This is a genomic window from Streptomyces sp. NBC_00390, assembly GCF_036057275.1.
Classification (GTDB): Bacteria; Actinomycetota; Actinomycetes; order Streptomycetales; family Streptomycetaceae; genus Streptomyces.
Genome location: NZ_CP107945.1, coordinates 2,544,456 through 2,559,944, shown reverse-complemented (window position 1 = coordinate 2,559,944; position 15,489 = coordinate 2,544,456). Strand labels below are relative to the sequence as shown.

Genomic DNA, 15,489 nt, shown 5'->3' with positions numbered 1-15,489 from the left:
GCAAGTAGTGAGGGGCGACAGCATCCCGTGCGCATCGCCAGGTTCTCCATCGACGGCAATGTCGCCTTCGGCGCGGTCGAGGACGGCCCCGAAGGTCTCGTCCTCGACATCATCAAGGGCATTCCGTACGCCGACTTCGAGCTCTCCGGGACCAAGGTTCCGCTGAGCAAGGTCCGGCTCCTGCCGCCCGTGCTCCCCAACAAGGTCGTGGCCATCGGCCGCAACTACGCGGAGCACGCGGCAGAGCTCGGCAACGCGGTCCCCGACGTACCCGTCGCCTTCTTCAAGCCCACCACCTCGGTGATCGGCAGCGGTGACGCGATCGAGTACCCCTCGTTCTCGAGCGAGCTGCACCACGAGGCGGAGCTCGCCGTCGTCATCGGCCGCATGTGCCGCGAAGTCCCGCGCGAGCGTGTCAAGGACGTCATCCTCGGCTACACCTGCGCCAACGACGTCACCGCGCGTGACGCCCAGCAGCGCGAGAAGCAGTGGGCCAGGGCGAAGGGCTTCGACACCTCCTGTCCGCTCGGCCCCTGGGTGGAGACCGATCTCGACCCCGGCGATCTGACCATCCAGTGCACCGTCAACGGCGAGCAGCGCCAACTGGGTCGTACGAGCGAGATGGTCCGCTCCATCGAGGACCTGATCGTCCACATCACGGAGGCCATGACGCTGCTCCCGGGCGATGTCGTCCTCACCGGCACGCCCGCCGGGGTCGGCCCCCTCAACGTCGGCGACGAGGTCGCCGTCACCATCGAAGGCATCGGCACTCTCACCAACAGGGTGATCAAGCGTGGCTAACGCGAACGTCCGCGTACGTTTCTGTCCCTCCCCGACCGGCAACCCCCATGTGGGCCTGGTCCGCACCGCTCTGTTCAACTGGGCCTACGCCCGGCACAGCGGCGGCACCATGGTCTTCCGCATCGAGGACACCGACGCGGCCCGCGACTCCGAGGAGTCGTACCTCCAGCTGCTCGACTCGCTGCGCTGGCTGGGTCTCGACTGGGACGAGGGCCCCGAGGCCGGCGGCCCGCACGCGCCGTACCGCCAGTCCCAGCGGATGGACATCTACAAGGACGTCGCCGAGAAGCTGCAGGCCGCCGGTCACGCGTACCACTGCTACTGCACCCCTCTGGAGCTCGAGGCCCGCCGCGACGCCGCCCGCGCCGCCGGCAAGCCCTCCGGCTACGACGGAAAGTGCCGCACACTGAGCGCCGAGCAGAAGGCCGCGTACGAGGCAGAAGGCCGCGAGTCGATCGTGCGCTTCAAGATGCCCGACGAGCCGATCACCTTCACGGACCTGGTCCGCGGCGAGCTCACCTTCACCCCGGACAACGTCCCGGACTACGGCATCGTCCGCGCCAACGGCGCCCCGCTGTACACCCTGGTGAACCCGGTCGACGACGCCCTGATGGAGATCACCCACGTCCTGCGCGGCGAGGACCTGCTCTCCTCCACCCCCCGCCAGATCGCCCTCTACAAGGCGCTGATCGAACTGGGCGTCGCCCAGCAGATCCCGGCCTTCGGCCACCTGCCGTACGTCATGGGCGAGGGCAACAAGAAGCTCTCCAAGCGCGACCCGCAGGCGTCGCTCAACATCTACCGTGAGCGCGGCTTCCTGCCCGAGGGCCTGCTCAACTATCTCTCGCTGCTCGGCTGGTCCTTCTCCGCCGATCAGGACGTCTTCTCGATCTCCGAGATGATCGAGAAGTTCGACGTCGCGGACGTCAACGCGAACCCGGCCCGCTTCGACCTGAAGAAGGCCGAGGCGATCAACGCGGACCACATCCGCCGCCTGGACGTGAAGGCCTTCACCGAGGCGTGCGAGCCCTGGCTGCAGGCCCCGCACGCCGATTGGGCGCCCGATGACTTCGACCGCGCCGCGTGGGAGGCCATCGCCCCGTACGCCCAGACCCGTCTGACGGTCCTGTCCGACATCACGGCCAACGTCGACTTCCTGTTCCGCAAGGAGCCGGTGGAGGATGAGGCGTCCTGGACCAAGGCGATGAAGGAGGGCTCGGACGCCCTGCTGCGCACCGCCCGCGAGAAGCTCGAGGCCGCGGACTGGACGAGCCCGGAGTCGCTGAAGGAGGCGGTCCTCGCCGCCGGCGAGGCCCACGGCCTCAAGCTCGGCAAGGCCCAGGCCCCGGTCCGCGTCGCGGTCACCGGCCGTACGGTGGGCCTGCCACTCTTCGAGTCCCTGCAGATCCTGGGCAAGGAGCGCACGCTGTCCCGCATCGACGCGGCGCTGGCGAAGCTGGCCGCGTAGTCCCGGTGCATGCCGATCCGCGCGGTCCTCTGGGACATCGACGCTGCGTTGTCCGGGGGATGACCCCCGAACCCCCGGCAGGGGGCGGTGTGCGGGGTACCGTCGGATCATGCCCATCCGCGCCGTCCTCTGGGACATCGACGACACGATCTTCGACTACACCGGTGCCGATCACGCGGGGATGCAGCAGCATCTGAGCAACGAGGGCCTGCCCGACGGATACGTGTCCGTCGGGCAGGCCCTTGGCCGTTGGCGGGAGCTCACGGATCACCACTGGGCCCGGTTCGCCGCCGGAGAGACCGACTTCCAGGGGCAGCGCCGCGACCGGGTGCGCAGTTTCCTCGGCAGGGAGCTGTCCGACGACGAGGCCGACGCCTGGTTCGGCCGCCATGTCGTGCACTACGAAGCCGCCTGGGTGCTCTTCCCGGACGCCCTGCCCGTCCTTGACATGCTCGCCCATGACTATCGTCACGGTGTCCTGTCGAACTCGAGCATCCACAACCAGGACCGCAAGCTGCGCGTCCTGGGCGTGCGCGACCGTTTCGAGGCCGTCGTCTGCGCCGTCGAACTGGGCGTCTCCAAGCCCGATCCTGCGGCCTTCCACGCCGCCTGCGAGGCCCTCGACCTGGCTCCGCAGGAGGTCGCCTACGTGGGGGACCAACCCGACATCGACGCCGGCGGGGCCGTGGCCGCGGGGCTCGTCGGTATCTGGCTGGACCGTGCCGGCCTCGGCGGGCGCCCCGAGCTGACCAGGATCACCGGTCTCGACGAGCTTCCCGGGGTGCTGCGGGCGGATACCCGTTTTGGAGCGCCGTCCACCTTCGGGTAATGTTCTTCCTGCGCCGCCCGAGCGGGCCGAAAGGCAGGCCGGGAAGCGCACAACAGAATGAGACCCCCGCAGGGGGGTTGATTTTTGATGGCCTATGGTGTAATTGGCAGCACGACTGATTCTGGTTCAGTTAGTCTAGGTTCGAGTCCTGGTAGGCCAGCTCGCAGAGCTCATCTGCAAAGCCCCCGTTGTGTAGCGGCCTAGCACGCTGCCCTCTCAAGGCAGTAGCGCCGGTTCGAATCCGGTCGGGGGTACAGATCCTTCCCGCGTGATCACCTGGGTCGCACCCGACTGATCACGATGCAGGATCGCTAGGGCCCCCGTTGTGTAGCGGCCTAGCACGCCGCCCTCTCAAGGCGGTAGCGCCGGTTCGAATCCGGTCGGGGGTACTGGTCTAAACCACCATGGGCTATGGTGTAATTGGCAACACGGATGATTCTGGTTCATTTGTTCTAGGTTCGAGTCCTGGTAGCCCAGCAGATCGAAGCAGATCTTGCCCCCGTTGTGTAGCGGCCTAGCACGCCGCCCTCTCAAGGCGGTAGCGCCGGTTCGAATCCGGTCGGGGGTACTCGAAGGAAAGCCCCTCCCCTGTCGGGGAGGGGCTTTCCTCATGTGTAGCGCCGGCGTGACTCCTCCGCCTGCGCCAGTCTGCGCAGGCTCAGCAGTACCGGCTCGTACAGCACGGTGAACGCCACCGCCGCCTCCAGCTGTTCCTCCTCCCGCTCGTACCGTTCGATCAAGTCCAGGTCTGCGACGGCCAGTTCAGAGGCGGAGCGGGCGTACGGCAGCAACTCGGCCACATCGCAGGGGTAGCCGAGCCGGTCCATCGAGGCGATCGCCTCGACCAGCATCCGGTACGACGGTGACTCGTACCCCACCTCGTGGCCGAAGCTCCAGCCGAGCCGCTCCAGCAGGGCGTCGGCGGTCCGCAGGGCGGCCTTGGTGGCCGGATCCTGCTCGTCCGGATCCGGGCCGTGCGCAATGGCCCACACGGCTGCGCCGAGGCGCATGTGGTGGTCGAGCGAGTCGTCGTCGACGGCGGCGAGCACCTCGCGGGCGGTGGCCACCGGTACCCGTCCGACCTGGATCAGGGCCCGGACCAGACGGAGGCGGCGCAGATGGCCGTCGTCGTACTCGGCCTGGGTGGCGCTGACCCGGTGCCCGGGTGGCAGCAGCCGCTCACGCAGGTAGTACTTGATCGTGGCGGTGGGTACGCCACTGCGTTCGCTGAGCTCTGCCAGTCGCATCGTCGAGCATCCTTCGCTTGCCAAAATTTTTAGAGAGTGGCACTATCCAAGTGTAGATAGATAGCTCCACTATCCAATCTTCCTCGCAAGGGGGAACCGCGATGAGCAACCAGCCGATCCCGGGGCGCATGACCGCCGAGTCACAGGACGGAGTGACTGTCTTCCTCATCGGGATGCGCATCAACAGCTTCCGCTCGGTGCGGAGTTGGTGGCCGACCTTCACCGCCATGCCGCGCATGCTGAGGGAACTGTCGAAGGAGAAGGACAGCGGACTGCTGGGGTACCAGCTGCTGTTGGGCGGACCCCGGCTGATCTACGTCGTCCAGTACTGGGAGTCGACCCAGAAGCTCCTCGCCTACGCCTCCCAGCCGGACAAGGAGCACCGTCCCGCCTGGGCCGCCTTCAACCGCCGGATGCGTGAGGGCAAGGGCAAGGTGGGTTTCTGGCACGAGACGTATGTCGTCCCGGCCGGTTCCTACGAGTCCGTCTATGTGAACATGCCCGCATTCGGTCTGGGCGCGGCGACCGGCGTCGTTCCCGTCGGCCGCCGCGGCGACCGGGCCGCCGACCGGCTGAAGCCGGCGGCCTGACAGAGGTTCGCCGGGTCACACGCTGAGCGGGACAGGGTGTATCTCGTCCGCGGGGTGGCCGGTGCGCTCGTGTATGCGCTGCACGGCCTCCGCCGACGGGCCTTCGGACAGGCAGTAGACCGTGCCCGACGCCGGGTCGGCCCAGGCCTTCTTGAAGTGCACACCCTCTTCGCCCTCGATCGCCAGGTCGGCCCGGTGTGCCTCGCGCAACTGGTCGTCGGTGATGCCCTTCATCCCGTGGTGCACGTCCATGTACTCGGTCATCGCTCTCACACCTTCGTCGTCGCCTCGGGTCCTGCCGGCCCGGCCGGGCGTACCGGCCGGTGCGTGGATCCGTCGGTACTTCCATGCTGCACCCGCCACGTGCGGCCGACCGTGCCGGAAGACGGATCTGTCGCGGGCGCCCCGTGGTGGCACAAACACGTCCGGCCGGCCCCTGCGGCGTTGAAGGGGCCGGCCGGACGTGGACGAAGGGGGGCTCAGCCTGAGCGGCGCAGGGCCTCGCTCAGTCGTGCCGCCGCGTCGATGACCGCCTGGGCGTGCATCCGGCCCGGGTGGCGGGTCAGGCGCTCGATCGGTCCGGAGACCGAGACGGCGGCGACCACGCGGTTGGACGGGCCGCGTACCGGTGCGGAGACCGAGGCCACGCCCGGCTCGCGCTCGCCGATCGACTGGGCCCAGCCCCGGCGCCGTACGCCCGAGAGCGCCGTGGCCGTGAAGCGGGCACCCTGCAGTCCGCGGTGCAGACGCTCCGGCTCCTCCCAGGCCATCAGGATCTGGGCCGACGAGCCCGCCTTCATCGTGAGTGTCGAGCCGACCGGCACGGTGTCCCGCAGTCCGGACAGCCGCTCGGCCGCAGCCACGCAGATGCGCATGTCGCCCTGCCGTCGGTAGAGCTGCGCGCTCTCGCCGGTGACATCGCGCAGGTGGGTGAGTACGGGCCCGGCCGTGGCCAGCAGCCGGTCCTCGCCCGCCGCGGCGGCGAGCTCCGCCAGCCGCGGGCCGAGGATGAACCGGCCCTGCATGTCCCTCGCCACCATCCGGTGGTGTTCCAGTGCCACGGCCAGCCGATGGGCCGTGGGTCGTGCGAGCCCTGTCGCCGCGACCAGCCCGGCGAGGGTGGCCGGACCGGACTCCAGAGCGCTCAGAACCAGAGCTGCCTTGTCGAGAACGCCGACGCCGCTAGAGTTGTCCATGCAACGATATTCACGTCTCACACTGTGAAACGCAAGTTCAAATTTCCGGGGAACTTGCGACGCTGTAGTTGCGGCCCGCGGACCAACGGGCTCTGCACAAGATCTCTAGTTGTGTCGGCGGCACAGTCGGCCGGAGGGAAATCGATGGGTAGGACACTCGCGGAGAAGGTCTGGGACGACCATGTCGTCCGGCGCGCCGAGGGCGAGCCCGACCTCCTCTTCATCGATCTGCATCTGCTGCACGAGGTGACCAGCCCCCAGGCTTTCGACGGGCTTCGGCTGGGCGGCCGCCAGGTGCGTCGTCTCGACCTCACCATCGCGACCGAGGACCACAACACCCCCACCCTGGACATCGACAAGCCGATCGCCGACCCGGTCTCGCGAGCCCAGCTGGAGACGCTGCGTAAGAACTGCGCCGAGTTCGGTGTCCGGCTGCACCCGCTGGGTGACGTCGAGCAGGGAGTCGTCCACGTGGTGGGCCCGCAGCTGGGCCTGACCCAGCCCGGCACCACCGTGGTCTGCGGTGACTCCCACACCTCCACCCACGGTGCGTTCGGCGCCCTGGCATTCGGCATCGGCACCTCCCAGGTCGAGCATGTGCTGGCCACCCAGACGCTGCCGCTGGCCCGCCCCAAGACCATGGCCATCACGGTCGAGGGCGAACTGCCCGACGGCGTCACCGCCAAGGACCTGATCCTGGCCATCATCGCCAGGATCGGCACCGGCGGCGGCCAGGGCTATGTCCTGGAGTACCGCGGCTCCGCCATCGAGAAACTGTCGATGGAAGCCCGGATGACCATCTGCAACATGTCGATCGAGGCAGGCGCCCGGGCGGGCATGATCGCTCCGGACCAGACCACGTTCGACTATCTGAAGGGCCGCGACCACGCGCCCGAGGGCGACGACTGGGACGCCGCCGTCGAGTACTGGAAGACGCTGCGCACCGATGACGACGCGGTCTTCGACGCCGAGGTGTTCATCGACGCCGCCGAACTCTCCCCGTTCGTCACCTGGGGCACCAATCCCGGTCAGGGCGCGCCCCTGTCGGCGCATGTCCCCGACCCGGCTTCGTACGAGGACGCTTCGGAGCGCCTGGCTGCCGAAAAGGCCCTGGAATACATGGGGTTGACCGCCGGGCAGGCTCTGCGTGACATCAGGGTCGACACCGTCTTCGTAGGCTCGTGCACCAACGGCCGCATCGAGGACCTGCGCAACGCCGCCTCGATCCTGCAGGGCCGCAAAGTCGCCGACGGCGTACGGATGCTGGTCGTCCCCGGCTCGGTGCGGGTCGCGCTGCAGGCGGTGGAGGAGGGCCTGGACAAGGTCTTCAAGGACGCCGGCGCCGAATGGCGGCACGCGGGCTGCTCGATGTGTCTGGGCATGAACCCCGACCAGCTGGCGCCCGGCGAGCGTTCCGCCTCCACCTCCAACCGCAACTTCGAAGGCAGGCAGGGCAAGGGCGGCCGTACCCATCTGGTCTCGCCACAGGTCGCCGCCGCCACCGCGGTGCTCGGCCACCTGGCCTCGCCCGCCGACCTGTCCGACATCCCGGCCTCAGCCGGAGTCTGAACACCGTGACTCCTCCACCCCGTAAGAACGGCGTGGCTTCTCACTTGGCCCGGGAGGGCCTCATGACGGCCAAGCCCTGACCGCTGCCCGAAGGCAGGGCAGCACCGTACTACTCCACAGGCAACGAAGGATGAACAATGGAAGCCTTCACCACGCACACCGGCCGGGCCGTCCCGCTGCGTCGCAGCAATGTCGACACCGACCAGATCATCCCGGCGCACTGGCTGAAGAAGGTCACCCGGGACGGCTTCGAGGACGGACTCTTCGAGGCCTGGCGCAAGGACTCCGAGTTCGTGCTCAACCGCCCCGAGCGGCAGGGTGCCACGGTGCTGATCGCCGGACCCGACTTCGGCACCGGTTCCTCGCGCGAACACGCCGTGTGGGCGCTGCAGAACTACGGTTTCAAGACCGTCATCTCCTCCCGGTTCGCCGACATCTTCCGCGGTAACTCGCTCAAGAACGGGCTGCTGACGGTGGTGTTGGAGCAGAAGATCGTCGACGCCCTGTGGGAGCTGACCGAGGCCGACCCGACCGTGGAGATCACGGTCGACCTCGAGACGCGTCAGGTTCTCGCCCCGGGCATCACCGCCGACTTCGAACTCGACGAGAACGCCCGCTGGCGACTGCTGAACGGTCTCGACGACATCAGCCTCACCCTTCAGAACGAAGCGGACATCGCCGCTTACGAGGCCGGCCGGCCGGCCTTCAAGCCGAGCACGATTCAGGCCTGAGCAGCGCTTTTCCCGAACTGCGCCCCCCACCGCCCGGTGGGGGGCGCAGTCGGTTGTTGAGGTCCGGCCGGGCGACAACTCGCCCCAGATGGCACAATCGGTGCATGGACCGTGACAGCCAACTCGAGCTCTACGAGGCAGTCGCGGCCCGATTGAAAGAGGCGCACACAAGAGTGCGCGAACTGCAAGTCCCGGAGGGCGTAAGGATGGCGCTGTCCCGGAAGCTGCTGGTCGTCACGGCAGCGGCGAAGCACGATCTCCCGGACGCGGCAAGGCGTCTGGACCGGTTGATGAACGACCTCGATGAGGGCCGTTTCCCCGAAGGCGACTGACACCCAGAACTCCGAGGCGGTCGACATCGTTGCGGCACTAGGGTGATTAGCCCGTTTCGTGTTTGATTTGCGGTATATATCTGCCTAACGTGCGAAAAAGCCTGGACCGATTCGTTCCGGCAATGTCTCCGAAGGGGAAGACGTGAACAAGGCGCAGCTCGTAGAAGCGATTGCCGACAAGCTCGGCGGCCGTCAGCAGGCCGCGGAGGCTGTCGACGCGGTACTTGACGCGATCGTCCGCGCAACAGTCGCCGGAGACCGGGTTTCGGTCACCGGCTTCGGCTCGTTCGAGAAGGTCGACCGCCCCGCCCGCTACGCCCGCAACCCGCAGACGGGTGAGCGCGTGCGGGTCAAGAAGACGTCCGTTCCGCGCTTCCGTGCGGGCCAGGGCTTCAAGGACCTGGTGAGCGGCACGAAGAAGCTCCCCAAGGGTGGCGAGGTCGCCGTCAAGAAGGCTCCCAAGGGCAGTCTTTCGGGCGGTATTTCCCGCACGACGGCCAAGGCCGCGGCCAAGAAGGCCACCGCCAAGAAGGCCGTCGCGAAGAAGACGACGGCGGCCAAGAAGGCCGTCGCGAAGAAGACGACGGCGGCCAAGAAGACCGCGGCGAAGAAGACGACCGCCAAGACCACGGCGGCCGCCAAGAAGACCACGGCGGCGAAGAAGACCGCTGCGGCCAAGAAGACCGCGCCCGCCAAGAAGGCCACGGCCAAGAAGGCCCCGGCCAAGCGGGCGACGTCCCGCAAGACCACCGCCAAGAAGACCACTGCCAGGAAAAAGTAAGCGGCACAAGGTCATACAGCCACTCACGCGCCGGGCCGGTTTCCCCATCGGGAGACCGGCCCGCGGCGTGTCCGGAGTGCGGCCCCGGGTGTCAGAAGGTCTGCAGCGTCACCAGCGTGATGCGGCGTGCCTCGCCCTCGCCCTCGGTCTCGATCCGTACCCGCTGCCCCGGCCGCAGCAGCCGCAGCCCGCCCGCGTCGAAGGCGGCGGCGTCGAACTCCACCGGGGTGCCGTCGTCGAGCAGCACGCTCCCGCTGCGGGTTTCGGGGTCGTATGTGTACGAGGTCGCCTGCATGCGCGGCAGCCTATCCGCCTGCCCGGCCGTCCAGAACGCGGGCGCCCGCCGCCCAGCGCCCAGCCGTGTACGGACCCGCCCCCAGCGCCAGCGCGGCCCTGAGGTCCTGGGCGGTGTCCACGTCCTGGCGCACGGAATCGACGCCGTCGAGAAGGATTTCAACGGCACCGGACATCAAATGCCGACGGCGCGAAGGGCCGCCGAATGCGGGCCTGAATTCGGCGCCCGGCGCGGCGGTGAGCAATGTCGTGCCCATTCCTGCCGCATCTGCCAGAAATGCCCGATTGAATCCCGAGGCGGCGTCAAGTACACGTGCCAATTCCGCGGGACGCAATGCGGGGAGGTCCGCGTTGAGCGCGGCGACCGGAGCGCCGGGACGCACGGCGCGCACCGCGGCGGAGCCGTGCGCGAGGGCCGCATTGAGGCCGGCCGCGGGCGTGTCCGGCACGATCCGCGCCCCCAGCGCCGCGAGTGCGACCGCAGCCGCCGGATCGTCCGTGACGACCACCACATCGCGTACGGCGGGGCAGGACAACGCGGCGGCCACGGTGTCCTGCGCGAACGCGAGCGCCAGATGCGGCCGCAGGCCCGCGTCCGCCGCGTCCGCCAGCCTGCTCTTGGCCTGGGTGAGGGGCTTGAGCGGAACGATCAGCGACCACTGTGGGGGCGGGTCGGTGTTCGCGTAGGGCTCCGGGTCGATGCGCATCGCGACCATTGTGGCTCGCTGTGGCAAGCTGCCGGGGGCCGGGCTGAGGGCCGCTCGCGAGGTCGGGGCGTACGGTGTTCTCGACAGACCAGGGGCCTGGGGCGACACTTGACCCCCAGCAGCCAGGCAGTAGCCCGGTCATAGAGGAAGGTGTCCGAGTGTCCCGCCGTAGAATCGGCTTCTGGTACCGCCTGGCGGCGGTCATCGCAAAGCCGCCGCTGGTCGTTCTGTTCAAGCGGGACTGGCGGGGAATGGAACACATTCCGGGCGACGGCGGATTCATCACCGCGGTCAACCACAACTCGTATCTGGACCCGCTGTCCTACGCGCACTTCCAGTACAACACCGGACGAGTGCCGCGCTTCCTCGCCAAGGCCGCTCTGTTCAAGGGCTCCTTCGTCGGCATGATGCTGCGCGGCACCCAGCAGATCCCCGTCTACCGCGAGACCACCAACGCGCTGGACGCATTCCGCGCCGCCGTGGACGCCATCGAGCGCGGTGAATGCGTGGCGTTCTACCCCGAGGGCACCCTCACCCGCGACCCGGACATGTGGCCGATGGCCGGCAAGACCGGCGCCGCACGGGTCGCCCTGATGACCCGCGTCCCGGTGATCCCCGTCGCCCAGTGGGGCGCCAACCTGGCGATGCCGCCGTACGCCGAGGAGAACAAGCTCCGGCTGTTCCCGCGCAAGACGCTCCGGGTGCTTGCCGGACCGCCCGTCGACCTGGACCGTTTCTACGGCCTCGAACCCACCCCCGACGTGCTGCGCGAGGCGACCGAGGTCATCATGGCCGCGATCACCGCGCTGCTGGAGGAGGTACGCGGCGAACAGGCGCCGGCCGAGCCGTACGACCACCGCACCGCCCGTGCGGAACAGCGGCGCAGGGCCGCTGAGGAGGAAGCGAAGTGACCCACCCGGTCAAGGCAGCCGTCTTCGGAACAGGCTCGTGGGGCACGGCGTTCGGCATGGTGCTCGCGGACGCGGGCTGCGAGGTCACCCTCTGGGGCCGTCGCGCCGAACTCGTCGACGCCGTCAACACCACCCGTACCAATCCCGACTACCTGCCCGGGATCGAGCTCCCGGCCGGCATGCGGGCCACCACCGACCCGGCCGAGGCGCTGCACGGCGCGGACTTCACCGTCCTTGCCGTCCCGTCCCAGACCCTGCGCGGCAATCTCGCCGCCTGGGCGCCGAAACTGCCCTCCGACACCGTCCTCGTCTCGCTGATGAAGGGCGTCGAACTCGGCACCGCCAAGCGGATGAGCGAGGTCATCGAGGAAGTGGCCCAGGTGCCCGCGGAGCGCGTCGCCGTGGTCACGGGCCCCAACCTCGCCAAGGAGATCGCCTCCCGCCGCCCGGCCGCCGCCGTGGTCGCCTCCTCCGACGAGGCCGTCGCCCGCCGCCTGCAGGCCGCCTGCCACACCTCCTACTTCCGCCCCTACACCAACACCGACGTCGTCGGCTGTGAACTGGGCGGCGCGGTGAAGAACGTGATCGGGCTCGCCGTCGGCATCGCCGACGGCATGGGCCTGGGCGACAACGCCAAGGGCTCGCTGATCACGCGCGGTCTCGCCGAGACCACCCGGCTCGGCCTCGCGATGGGCGCCGACCCGCTCACCTTCTCCGGACTCGCCGGCCTCGGCGACCTGGTGGCGACCTGCTCCTCGCCGCTGTCCCGGAACCACACCTTCGGCACCAACCTCGGCCGCGGCATGACGCTCCAGGAGACCGTCGCGGTCACCAAGCAGACCGCGGAAGGTGTCAAGTCCTGCGAATCGGTGCTGGATCTGGCGCGTCGCCACGGCGTCGACATGCCCATCACCGAAACGGTCGTCGGCATCGTCCACGAGGGGAAGCCCCCAGTGGTCGCGCTCAAGGAGCTGATGTCGCGCGCCGCCAAGCCCGAGCGGCGCTGACGCACGGCGTACCAGCAGGTACGCTCATCGCGATATGAGCACCGAGAACCTCCCCCAGAGCCCCGAGCAGCAGCTCCGTAAGCCGCGCGTGGCGGTCGTCTTCGGCGGCCGCAGCTCCGAACACGGGATCTCCGTGGTCACGGCCGGCGCGGTGCTGCGCGCGATCGACCGCACCAAGTACGACGTGCTGCCGATCGGCATCACCACCGACGGCCGGTGGGCGCTGACCGCCGACGAGCCGGAGCGGATGGCGATCACCGACCGCAGGATGCCGAGCGTCCACGACCTCGCCGAGTCCGACGAGGGGGGCGTGGTGCTCTCCGTCGACCCCGGTAGCCGCGAAGTCGTCTACAGCGAGCCCGGAGCCGTGCCCAAGGCGCTGGGTGAGGTCGACGTCGTCTTCCCGATGCTGCACGGCCCGTACGGCGAGGACGGCACCCTCCAGGGGCTCCTCGAGCTGGCGGGCGTGCCCTACGTCGGCTCCGGTGTGCTCGCCTCGGCCGTCGGCCAGGACAAGGAGTACATGAAGCGCGTCTTCCTCTCCTTCGGGCTGGCCGTCGGACCGTACGAAGTGATCCGGCCGCGTGAGTGGGAGCAGGACCGGACCTCGGCCCGCAAGAAGATCATCGACTTCGCGGGCGAGCACGGTTGGCCGCTGTTCATCAAGCCCGCGCGTGCCGGGTCCTCGATCGGTATCACCAAGGTCGACGACCTCTCCGGACTCGACGAGGCGATCGAGGAGGCGCAGCGCCACGACCCCAAGATCCTGGTCGAGGCGCTGCTGCGCGGCCGCGAGATCGAGTGCGGGGTGCTCGAGTTCGAGGACGGCCCGCGTGCCAGTGTCCCGGCCGAGATCCCTCCGGTCAGCAGCCACGACTTCTACGACTTCGAGGCGAAGTACATCGACTCGGCGTCCGGGATCGTCCCGGCGCCGCTGACCGGCGAGCAGACCGCCGAGGTACAGCGGCTCGCGGTACAGGCCTTCGACGCGGCCTCGTGCGAGGGCCTCGTGCGCGCCGACTTCTTCCTCACCGAGGACGGCGAGTTCGTCATCAACGAGATCAACACGATGCCCGGCTTCACGCCGATCTCCATGTACCCGCGTATGTGGGAAGAGAGCGGCGTCAGCTATCCGGAGCTGGTCGACCGGCTGATCCAGGCCGCGCTGCGCCGCCCGACGGGACTGCGCTGAGGCCCGGACAGGGCCCGGTTTCCGGGGATGCGGACAGCGGCCGGCACCGCCGGGCCGACGGAGCCGGCCGGCGCGGCGGGCAGGTCGTGCGGCACATGGCGTGAGCCGGCGGCTTCGGCCGGCCGTCCCCGCATCCGGCCGTCCCTGGTCATGTCCTCGGCCTCCACTCGTCTTCTCCGGCCGGGGGACCCCGCAGCGCAGTACGATCGCGGCGTCGCCCCGGCCGGCGGCCGGTCCGGACGAGGGCTCGGCTCCGGCGGGGGCCGGGAACCGTGACCTGCGCCGCCGCGTCCGTCGATGAGAAGCCCTCGGGGGGCGGCGTCACGACGGCCGACGGCGGACAGACAGAGGGACCGGCGAGGCGATGATGTCACCGGCCAGGTGCAGACGGGGGCTACAGGTGCACGACCGGGCAGGTCAGCGTACGCGTGATGCCTTCCACTTGCTGGACCTTGGCGACCACCATCCGACCGAGATCATCGACCGTGTCGGCCTGGGCACGCACAATCACGTCGTACGGGCCGGTCACGTCCTCGGCCTGGATCACACCAGGAATCCTGCCGATGGTCTCGGCGACCAGCGACGCCTTGCCCACCTCGGTCTGAATGAGGATGTACGCCTGTACCACGGAGCCTCCAGGGCGGCACGAGGATCATGTCCCCTACCGTCGGTGGGGAGATCCCAGGGAGAGGGGTCGCCACGGTATCGCGTCGCCATGGGCCACGGGGAGACCCGCGCGCCGGACGGCGCCCGCAGCGTGGCGTACGGAAAGCAGAAGTTGACGTATCTCTTGAAGGTACCTACAGCAGTGACCGCTCGCGACCGCAAGCGCACTGGGGCAGAAGGGGCACAGCGATGAAGGGCACTGTGGGCGAGCTGGGGGAGTTCGGGCTGATCAGGGAGCTCACCTCCCGGCTCACCTCCACCCCCGCGGTACGGCTCGGCCCGGGCGACGACGCGGCGGTCGTGGCCGCGCCCGACCGCAGGGTCGTGGCCAGCACGGACCTCCTGCTGGAGGGGCGGCACTTCCGCCGCGACTGGTCGACCGCGTACGACGTCGGACGCAAGGCAGCGGCACAGAATCTCGCCGATATCGCGGCGATGGGCGCGGTGCCGACCGCTCTGCTGCTCGGCCTGGTCGTACCGGCCGAACTCCCGGTCACCTGGGCAACCGAGCTGATGGACGGTATCCGGGACGAGTGCCAGGTCGCCGGGGCGGCGGTGGTCGGCGGCGATGTCGTCCGCGGGGACGTCATCACCATCGCCATCACCGCACTTGGGGATCTGCGCAACCACGAGCCGGTCACCCGGGCCGGTGCCCAGCCCGGCGATGTCGTCGCCTACACCGGCTGGTTGGGCTGGTCGGCCGCCGGGCACGCGGTGCTCTCGCGCGGCTTCCGCTCGCCGCGCGCCTTCGTGGAGGCCCACCGCAGACCCGAACCGCCGTACCACGCGGGCCCCGCGGCCGCCGGGCTCGGCGCCACGGCGATGTGCGACATCAGTGACGGCCTCGTCGCCGACCTCGGACACATCGCCGAGGCCAGCAAGGTGAGGATCGATCTGCGCTCCGGACTGATCGACATTCCCTCGCAGATGAACGACATCGGCCAGGCCGTCGGCGTCGATCCGCTGCAGTGGGTGCTGACCGGGGGAGAGGACCACGCGATCGTCGCGACGTTCCCGCCGGACGCGAAGCTGCCCGCGCGCTGGAAGGTGATCGGCGAGGTGCTCAACCCGTCCGCGCTTCCGCAGGTGACCGTGGACGGTGCGCCGTGGACCAGCAAGGGCGGCTGGGACCACTTCGGCGACATCGAGGACGGCAAGTAGATTCGGG

18 protein-coding genes and 5 tRNA genes are annotated in these 15,489 nt (G+C 69.1%); 17 read left to right on the top strand and 6 right to left on the bottom strand.

The features are described from left to right. Nucleotides 1-27: 27 nt before the first annotated feature. The 8 genes from OHS70_RS10570 to OHS70_RS10535 all read left to right on the top strand — a co-directional run bounded on the left by OHS70_RS10570 (nucleotide 28) and on the right by OHS70_RS10535 (nucleotide 3,666). On the top strand, nucleotides 28-801 hold the full coding sequence (locus OHS70_RS10570) for a fumarylacetoacetate hydrolase family protein (protein ID WP_328396041.1): 774 nt from the start codon (nucleotides 28-30) through the stop codon (nucleotides 799-801). Beyond that, the gene (gene gltX, locus OHS70_RS10565; RefSeq protein ID WP_328396039.1) at nucleotides 794-2,269 is read left to right on the top strand and encodes a glutamate--tRNA ligase; all 1,476 of its coding nucleotides are present in this window, start codon (nucleotides 794-796) and stop codon (nucleotides 2,267-2,269) included. The genes OHS70_RS10570 and gltX overlap by 8 nt, the downstream gene beginning before the upstream one ends. 109 nt (nucleotides 2,270-2,378) lie before the next feature. Beyond that, nucleotides 2,379-3,098 (top strand): HAD family hydrolase, encoded by a 720-nt coding sequence (locus tag OHS70_RS10560; protein WP_328396037.1) that lies wholly within the window; start codon nucleotides 2,379-2,381, stop codon nucleotides 3,096-3,098. 88 nt (nucleotides 3,099-3,186) lie between these two features. Continuing rightward, nucleotides 3,187-3,258, top strand: a tRNA-Gln gene (locus tag OHS70_RS10555). 21 nt (nucleotides 3,259-3,279) lie between these two features. Continuing rightward, a tRNA-Glu gene (locus tag OHS70_RS10550) sits at nucleotides 3,280-3,352 on the top strand. Between the two features lie 62 nt (nucleotides 3,353-3,414). Continuing rightward, nucleotides 3,415-3,487: transfer RNA gene (locus tag OHS70_RS10545), tRNA-Glu, on the top strand. Between the two features lie 16 nt (nucleotides 3,488-3,503). Next, nucleotides 3,504-3,575: transfer RNA gene (locus tag OHS70_RS10540), tRNA-Gln, on the top strand. 18 nt (nucleotides 3,576-3,593) lie between these two features. Further along, a tRNA-Glu gene (locus tag OHS70_RS10535) sits at nucleotides 3,594-3,666 on the top strand. Nucleotides 3,667-3,706: 40 nt separating this feature from the next. Here the strand turns inward: OHS70_RS10535 and OHS70_RS10530 are convergent. Next, a complete protein-coding gene (locus OHS70_RS10530; RefSeq protein ID WP_328396035.1) occupies nucleotides 3,707-4,345 on the bottom strand; it encodes a MerR family transcriptional regulator in 639 nt (212 codons plus the stop codon). A 101-nt stretch (nucleotides 4,346-4,446) separates the two neighbouring features. Between OHS70_RS10530 and OHS70_RS10525 the strand changes: the two genes are divergently transcribed. Beyond that, entirely contained in the window at nucleotides 4,447-4,935 is a 489-nt protein-coding gene (locus tag OHS70_RS10525; RefSeq protein ID WP_328396033.1) for a DUF4188 domain-containing protein, read from the top strand. A 15-nt stretch (nucleotides 4,936-4,950) separates the two neighbouring features. Here the strand turns inward: OHS70_RS10525 and OHS70_RS10520 are convergent, their stop codons facing one another. Both OHS70_RS10520 and ndgR read right to left on the bottom strand, forming a co-directional pair. Further along, nucleotides 4,951-5,199 carry an SCO4226 family nickel-binding protein gene (locus OHS70_RS10520; protein WP_328396031.1) on the bottom strand — a complete coding sequence of 83 codons (249 nt, stop codon included), beginning with the start codon at nucleotides 5,197-5,199 and terminating at the stop codon, nucleotides 4,951-4,953. A 215-nt stretch (nucleotides 5,200-5,414) separates the two neighbouring features. Next, nucleotides 5,415-6,131: an IclR family transcriptional regulator NdgR gene (gene ndgR, locus OHS70_RS10515; protein WP_026278050.1), complete on the bottom strand. Its 717-nt coding sequence runs from the start codon at nucleotides 6,129-6,131 to the stop codon at nucleotides 5,415-5,417. 144 nt (nucleotides 6,132-6,275) lie between these two features. Between ndgR and leuC the strand changes: the two genes are divergently transcribed. The 4 genes from leuC (at nucleotide 6,276) to OHS70_RS10495 (ending at nucleotide 9,544) form a co-directional block, all read left to right on the top strand. Beyond that, nucleotides 6,276-7,700, top strand: coding sequence for a 3-isopropylmalate dehydratase large subunit (gene leuC, locus OHS70_RS10510; protein ID WP_328396029.1), 1,425 nt, complete (start codon nucleotides 6,276-6,278; stop codon nucleotides 7,698-7,700). Nucleotides 7,701-7,837: 137 nt separating this feature from the next. Continuing rightward, nucleotides 7,838-8,431: a 3-isopropylmalate dehydratase small subunit gene (gene leuD, locus OHS70_RS10505; protein WP_328396027.1), complete on the top strand. Its 594-nt coding sequence runs from the start codon at nucleotides 7,838-7,840 to the stop codon at nucleotides 8,429-8,431. A 104-nt stretch (nucleotides 8,432-8,535) separates the two neighbouring features. Then, nucleotides 8,536-8,763 (top strand): hypothetical protein, encoded by a 228-nt coding sequence (locus OHS70_RS10500; RefSeq protein ID WP_328396025.1) that lies wholly within the window; start codon nucleotides 8,536-8,538, stop codon nucleotides 8,761-8,763. A gap of 142 nt (nucleotides 8,764-8,905) precedes the next feature. Beyond that, entirely contained in the window at nucleotides 8,906-9,544 is a 639-nt protein-coding gene (locus OHS70_RS10495; protein WP_328396023.1) for an HU family DNA-binding protein, read from the top strand. A 91-nt stretch (nucleotides 9,545-9,635) separates the two neighbouring features. Here the strand turns inward: OHS70_RS10495 and OHS70_RS10490 are convergent, their stop codons facing one another. Both OHS70_RS10490 and cofC read right to left on the bottom strand, forming a co-directional pair. Next, nucleotides 9,636-9,839 (bottom strand): hypothetical protein, encoded by a 204-nt coding sequence (locus OHS70_RS10490; protein WP_328396021.1) that lies wholly within the window; start codon nucleotides 9,837-9,839, stop codon nucleotides 9,636-9,638. Nucleotides 9,840-9,849: 10 nt separating this feature from the next. Then, nucleotides 9,850-10,545 (bottom strand): 2-phospho-L-lactate guanylyltransferase, encoded by a 696-nt coding sequence (gene cofC / locus OHS70_RS10485; RefSeq protein WP_328396019.1) that lies wholly within the window; start codon nucleotides 10,543-10,545, stop codon nucleotides 9,850-9,852. Between the two features lie 158 nt (nucleotides 10,546-10,703). On the opposite strand from cofC, the gene OHS70_RS10480 reads away from it, so the two are divergent. The 3 genes from OHS70_RS10480 to OHS70_RS10470 are packed head-to-tail and all read left to right on the top strand — an operon-like array spanning nucleotide 10,704 to nucleotide 13,655. Beyond that, on the top strand, nucleotides 10,704-11,456 hold the full coding sequence (locus OHS70_RS10480) for a lysophospholipid acyltransferase family protein (RefSeq protein WP_328396017.1): 753 nt from the start codon (nucleotides 10,704-10,706) through the stop codon (nucleotides 11,454-11,456). Next, nucleotides 11,453-12,463, top strand: coding sequence for an NAD(P)H-dependent glycerol-3-phosphate dehydrogenase (locus tag OHS70_RS10475; protein ID WP_328396015.1), 1,011 nt, complete (start codon nucleotides 11,453-11,455; stop codon nucleotides 12,461-12,463). Before OHS70_RS10480 ends, OHS70_RS10475 begins: the two co-directional genes overlap by 4 nt. Before the next feature lie 34 nt (nucleotides 12,464-12,497). Continuing rightward, entirely contained in the window at nucleotides 12,498-13,655 is a 1,158-nt protein-coding gene (locus OHS70_RS10470; protein WP_328396012.1) for a D-alanine--D-alanine ligase family protein, read from the top strand. 394 nt (nucleotides 13,656-14,049) lie between these two features. On the opposite strand, the gene OHS70_RS10465 is transcribed toward OHS70_RS10470, so the two are convergent. Beyond that, complete coding sequence (locus OHS70_RS10465) at nucleotides 14,050-14,283, bottom strand: Lrp/AsnC family transcriptional regulator (RefSeq protein ID WP_328396010.1); 234 nt, start codon at nucleotides 14,281-14,283, stop codon at nucleotides 14,050-14,052. Between the two features lie 227 nt (nucleotides 14,284-14,510). Between OHS70_RS10465 and OHS70_RS10460 the strand changes: the two genes are divergently transcribed. Further along, a complete protein-coding gene (locus OHS70_RS10460) occupies nucleotides 14,511-15,482 on the top strand; it encodes a thiamine-phosphate kinase (protein ID WP_328396008.1) in 972 nt (323 codons plus the stop codon). Nucleotides 15,483-15,489 lie beyond the last annotated feature (7 nt).

Bases quoted from the DNA above. Each gene is read 5' to 3' on its own strand.
- OHS70_RS10560 (WP_328396037.1), top strand. From the start codon at position 2,379: ATGCCCATCCGCGCCGTCCTCTGGGACATCGACGACACGATCTTCGAC.
- OHS70_RS10530 (WP_328396035.1), bottom strand. From the start codon at position 4,345: ATGCGACTGGCAGAGCTCAGCGAACGCAGTGGCGTACCCACCGCCACG.
- OHS70_RS10525 (WP_328396033.1), top strand. From the start codon at position 4,447: ATGAGCAACCAGCCGATCCCGGGGCGCATGACCGCCGAGTCACAGGAC.
- OHS70_RS10520 (WP_328396031.1), bottom strand. From the start codon at position 5,199: ATGACCGAGTACATGGACGTGCACCACGGGATGAAGGGCATCACCGAC.
- ndgR (WP_026278050.1), bottom strand. From the start codon at position 6,131: ATGGACAACTCTAGCGGCGTCGGCGTTCTCGACAAGGCAGCTCTGGTT.
- leuC (WP_328396029.1), top strand. From the start codon at position 6,276: ATGGGTAGGACACTCGCGGAGAAGGTCTGGGACGACCATGTCGTCCGG.
- leuD (WP_328396027.1), top strand. From the start codon at position 7,838: ATGGAAGCCTTCACCACGCACACCGGCCGGGCCGTCCCGCTGCGTCGC.
- OHS70_RS10500 (WP_328396025.1), top strand. From the start codon at position 8,536: ATGGACCGTGACAGCCAACTCGAGCTCTACGAGGCAGTCGCGGCCCGA.
- OHS70_RS10490 (WP_328396021.1), bottom strand. From the start codon at position 9,839: ATGCAGGCGACCTCGTACACATACGACCCCGAAACCCGCAGCGGGAGC.
- cofC (WP_328396019.1), bottom strand. From the start codon at position 10,545: ATGCGCATCGACCCGGAGCCCTACGCGAACACCGACCCGCCCCCACAG.
- OHS70_RS10470 (WP_328396012.1), top strand. From the start codon at position 12,498: ATGAGCACCGAGAACCTCCCCCAGAGCCCCGAGCAGCAGCTCCGTAAG.
- OHS70_RS10460 (WP_328396008.1), top strand. From the start codon at position 14,511: ATGAAGGGCACTGTGGGCGAGCTGGGGGAGTTCGGGCTGATCAGGGAG.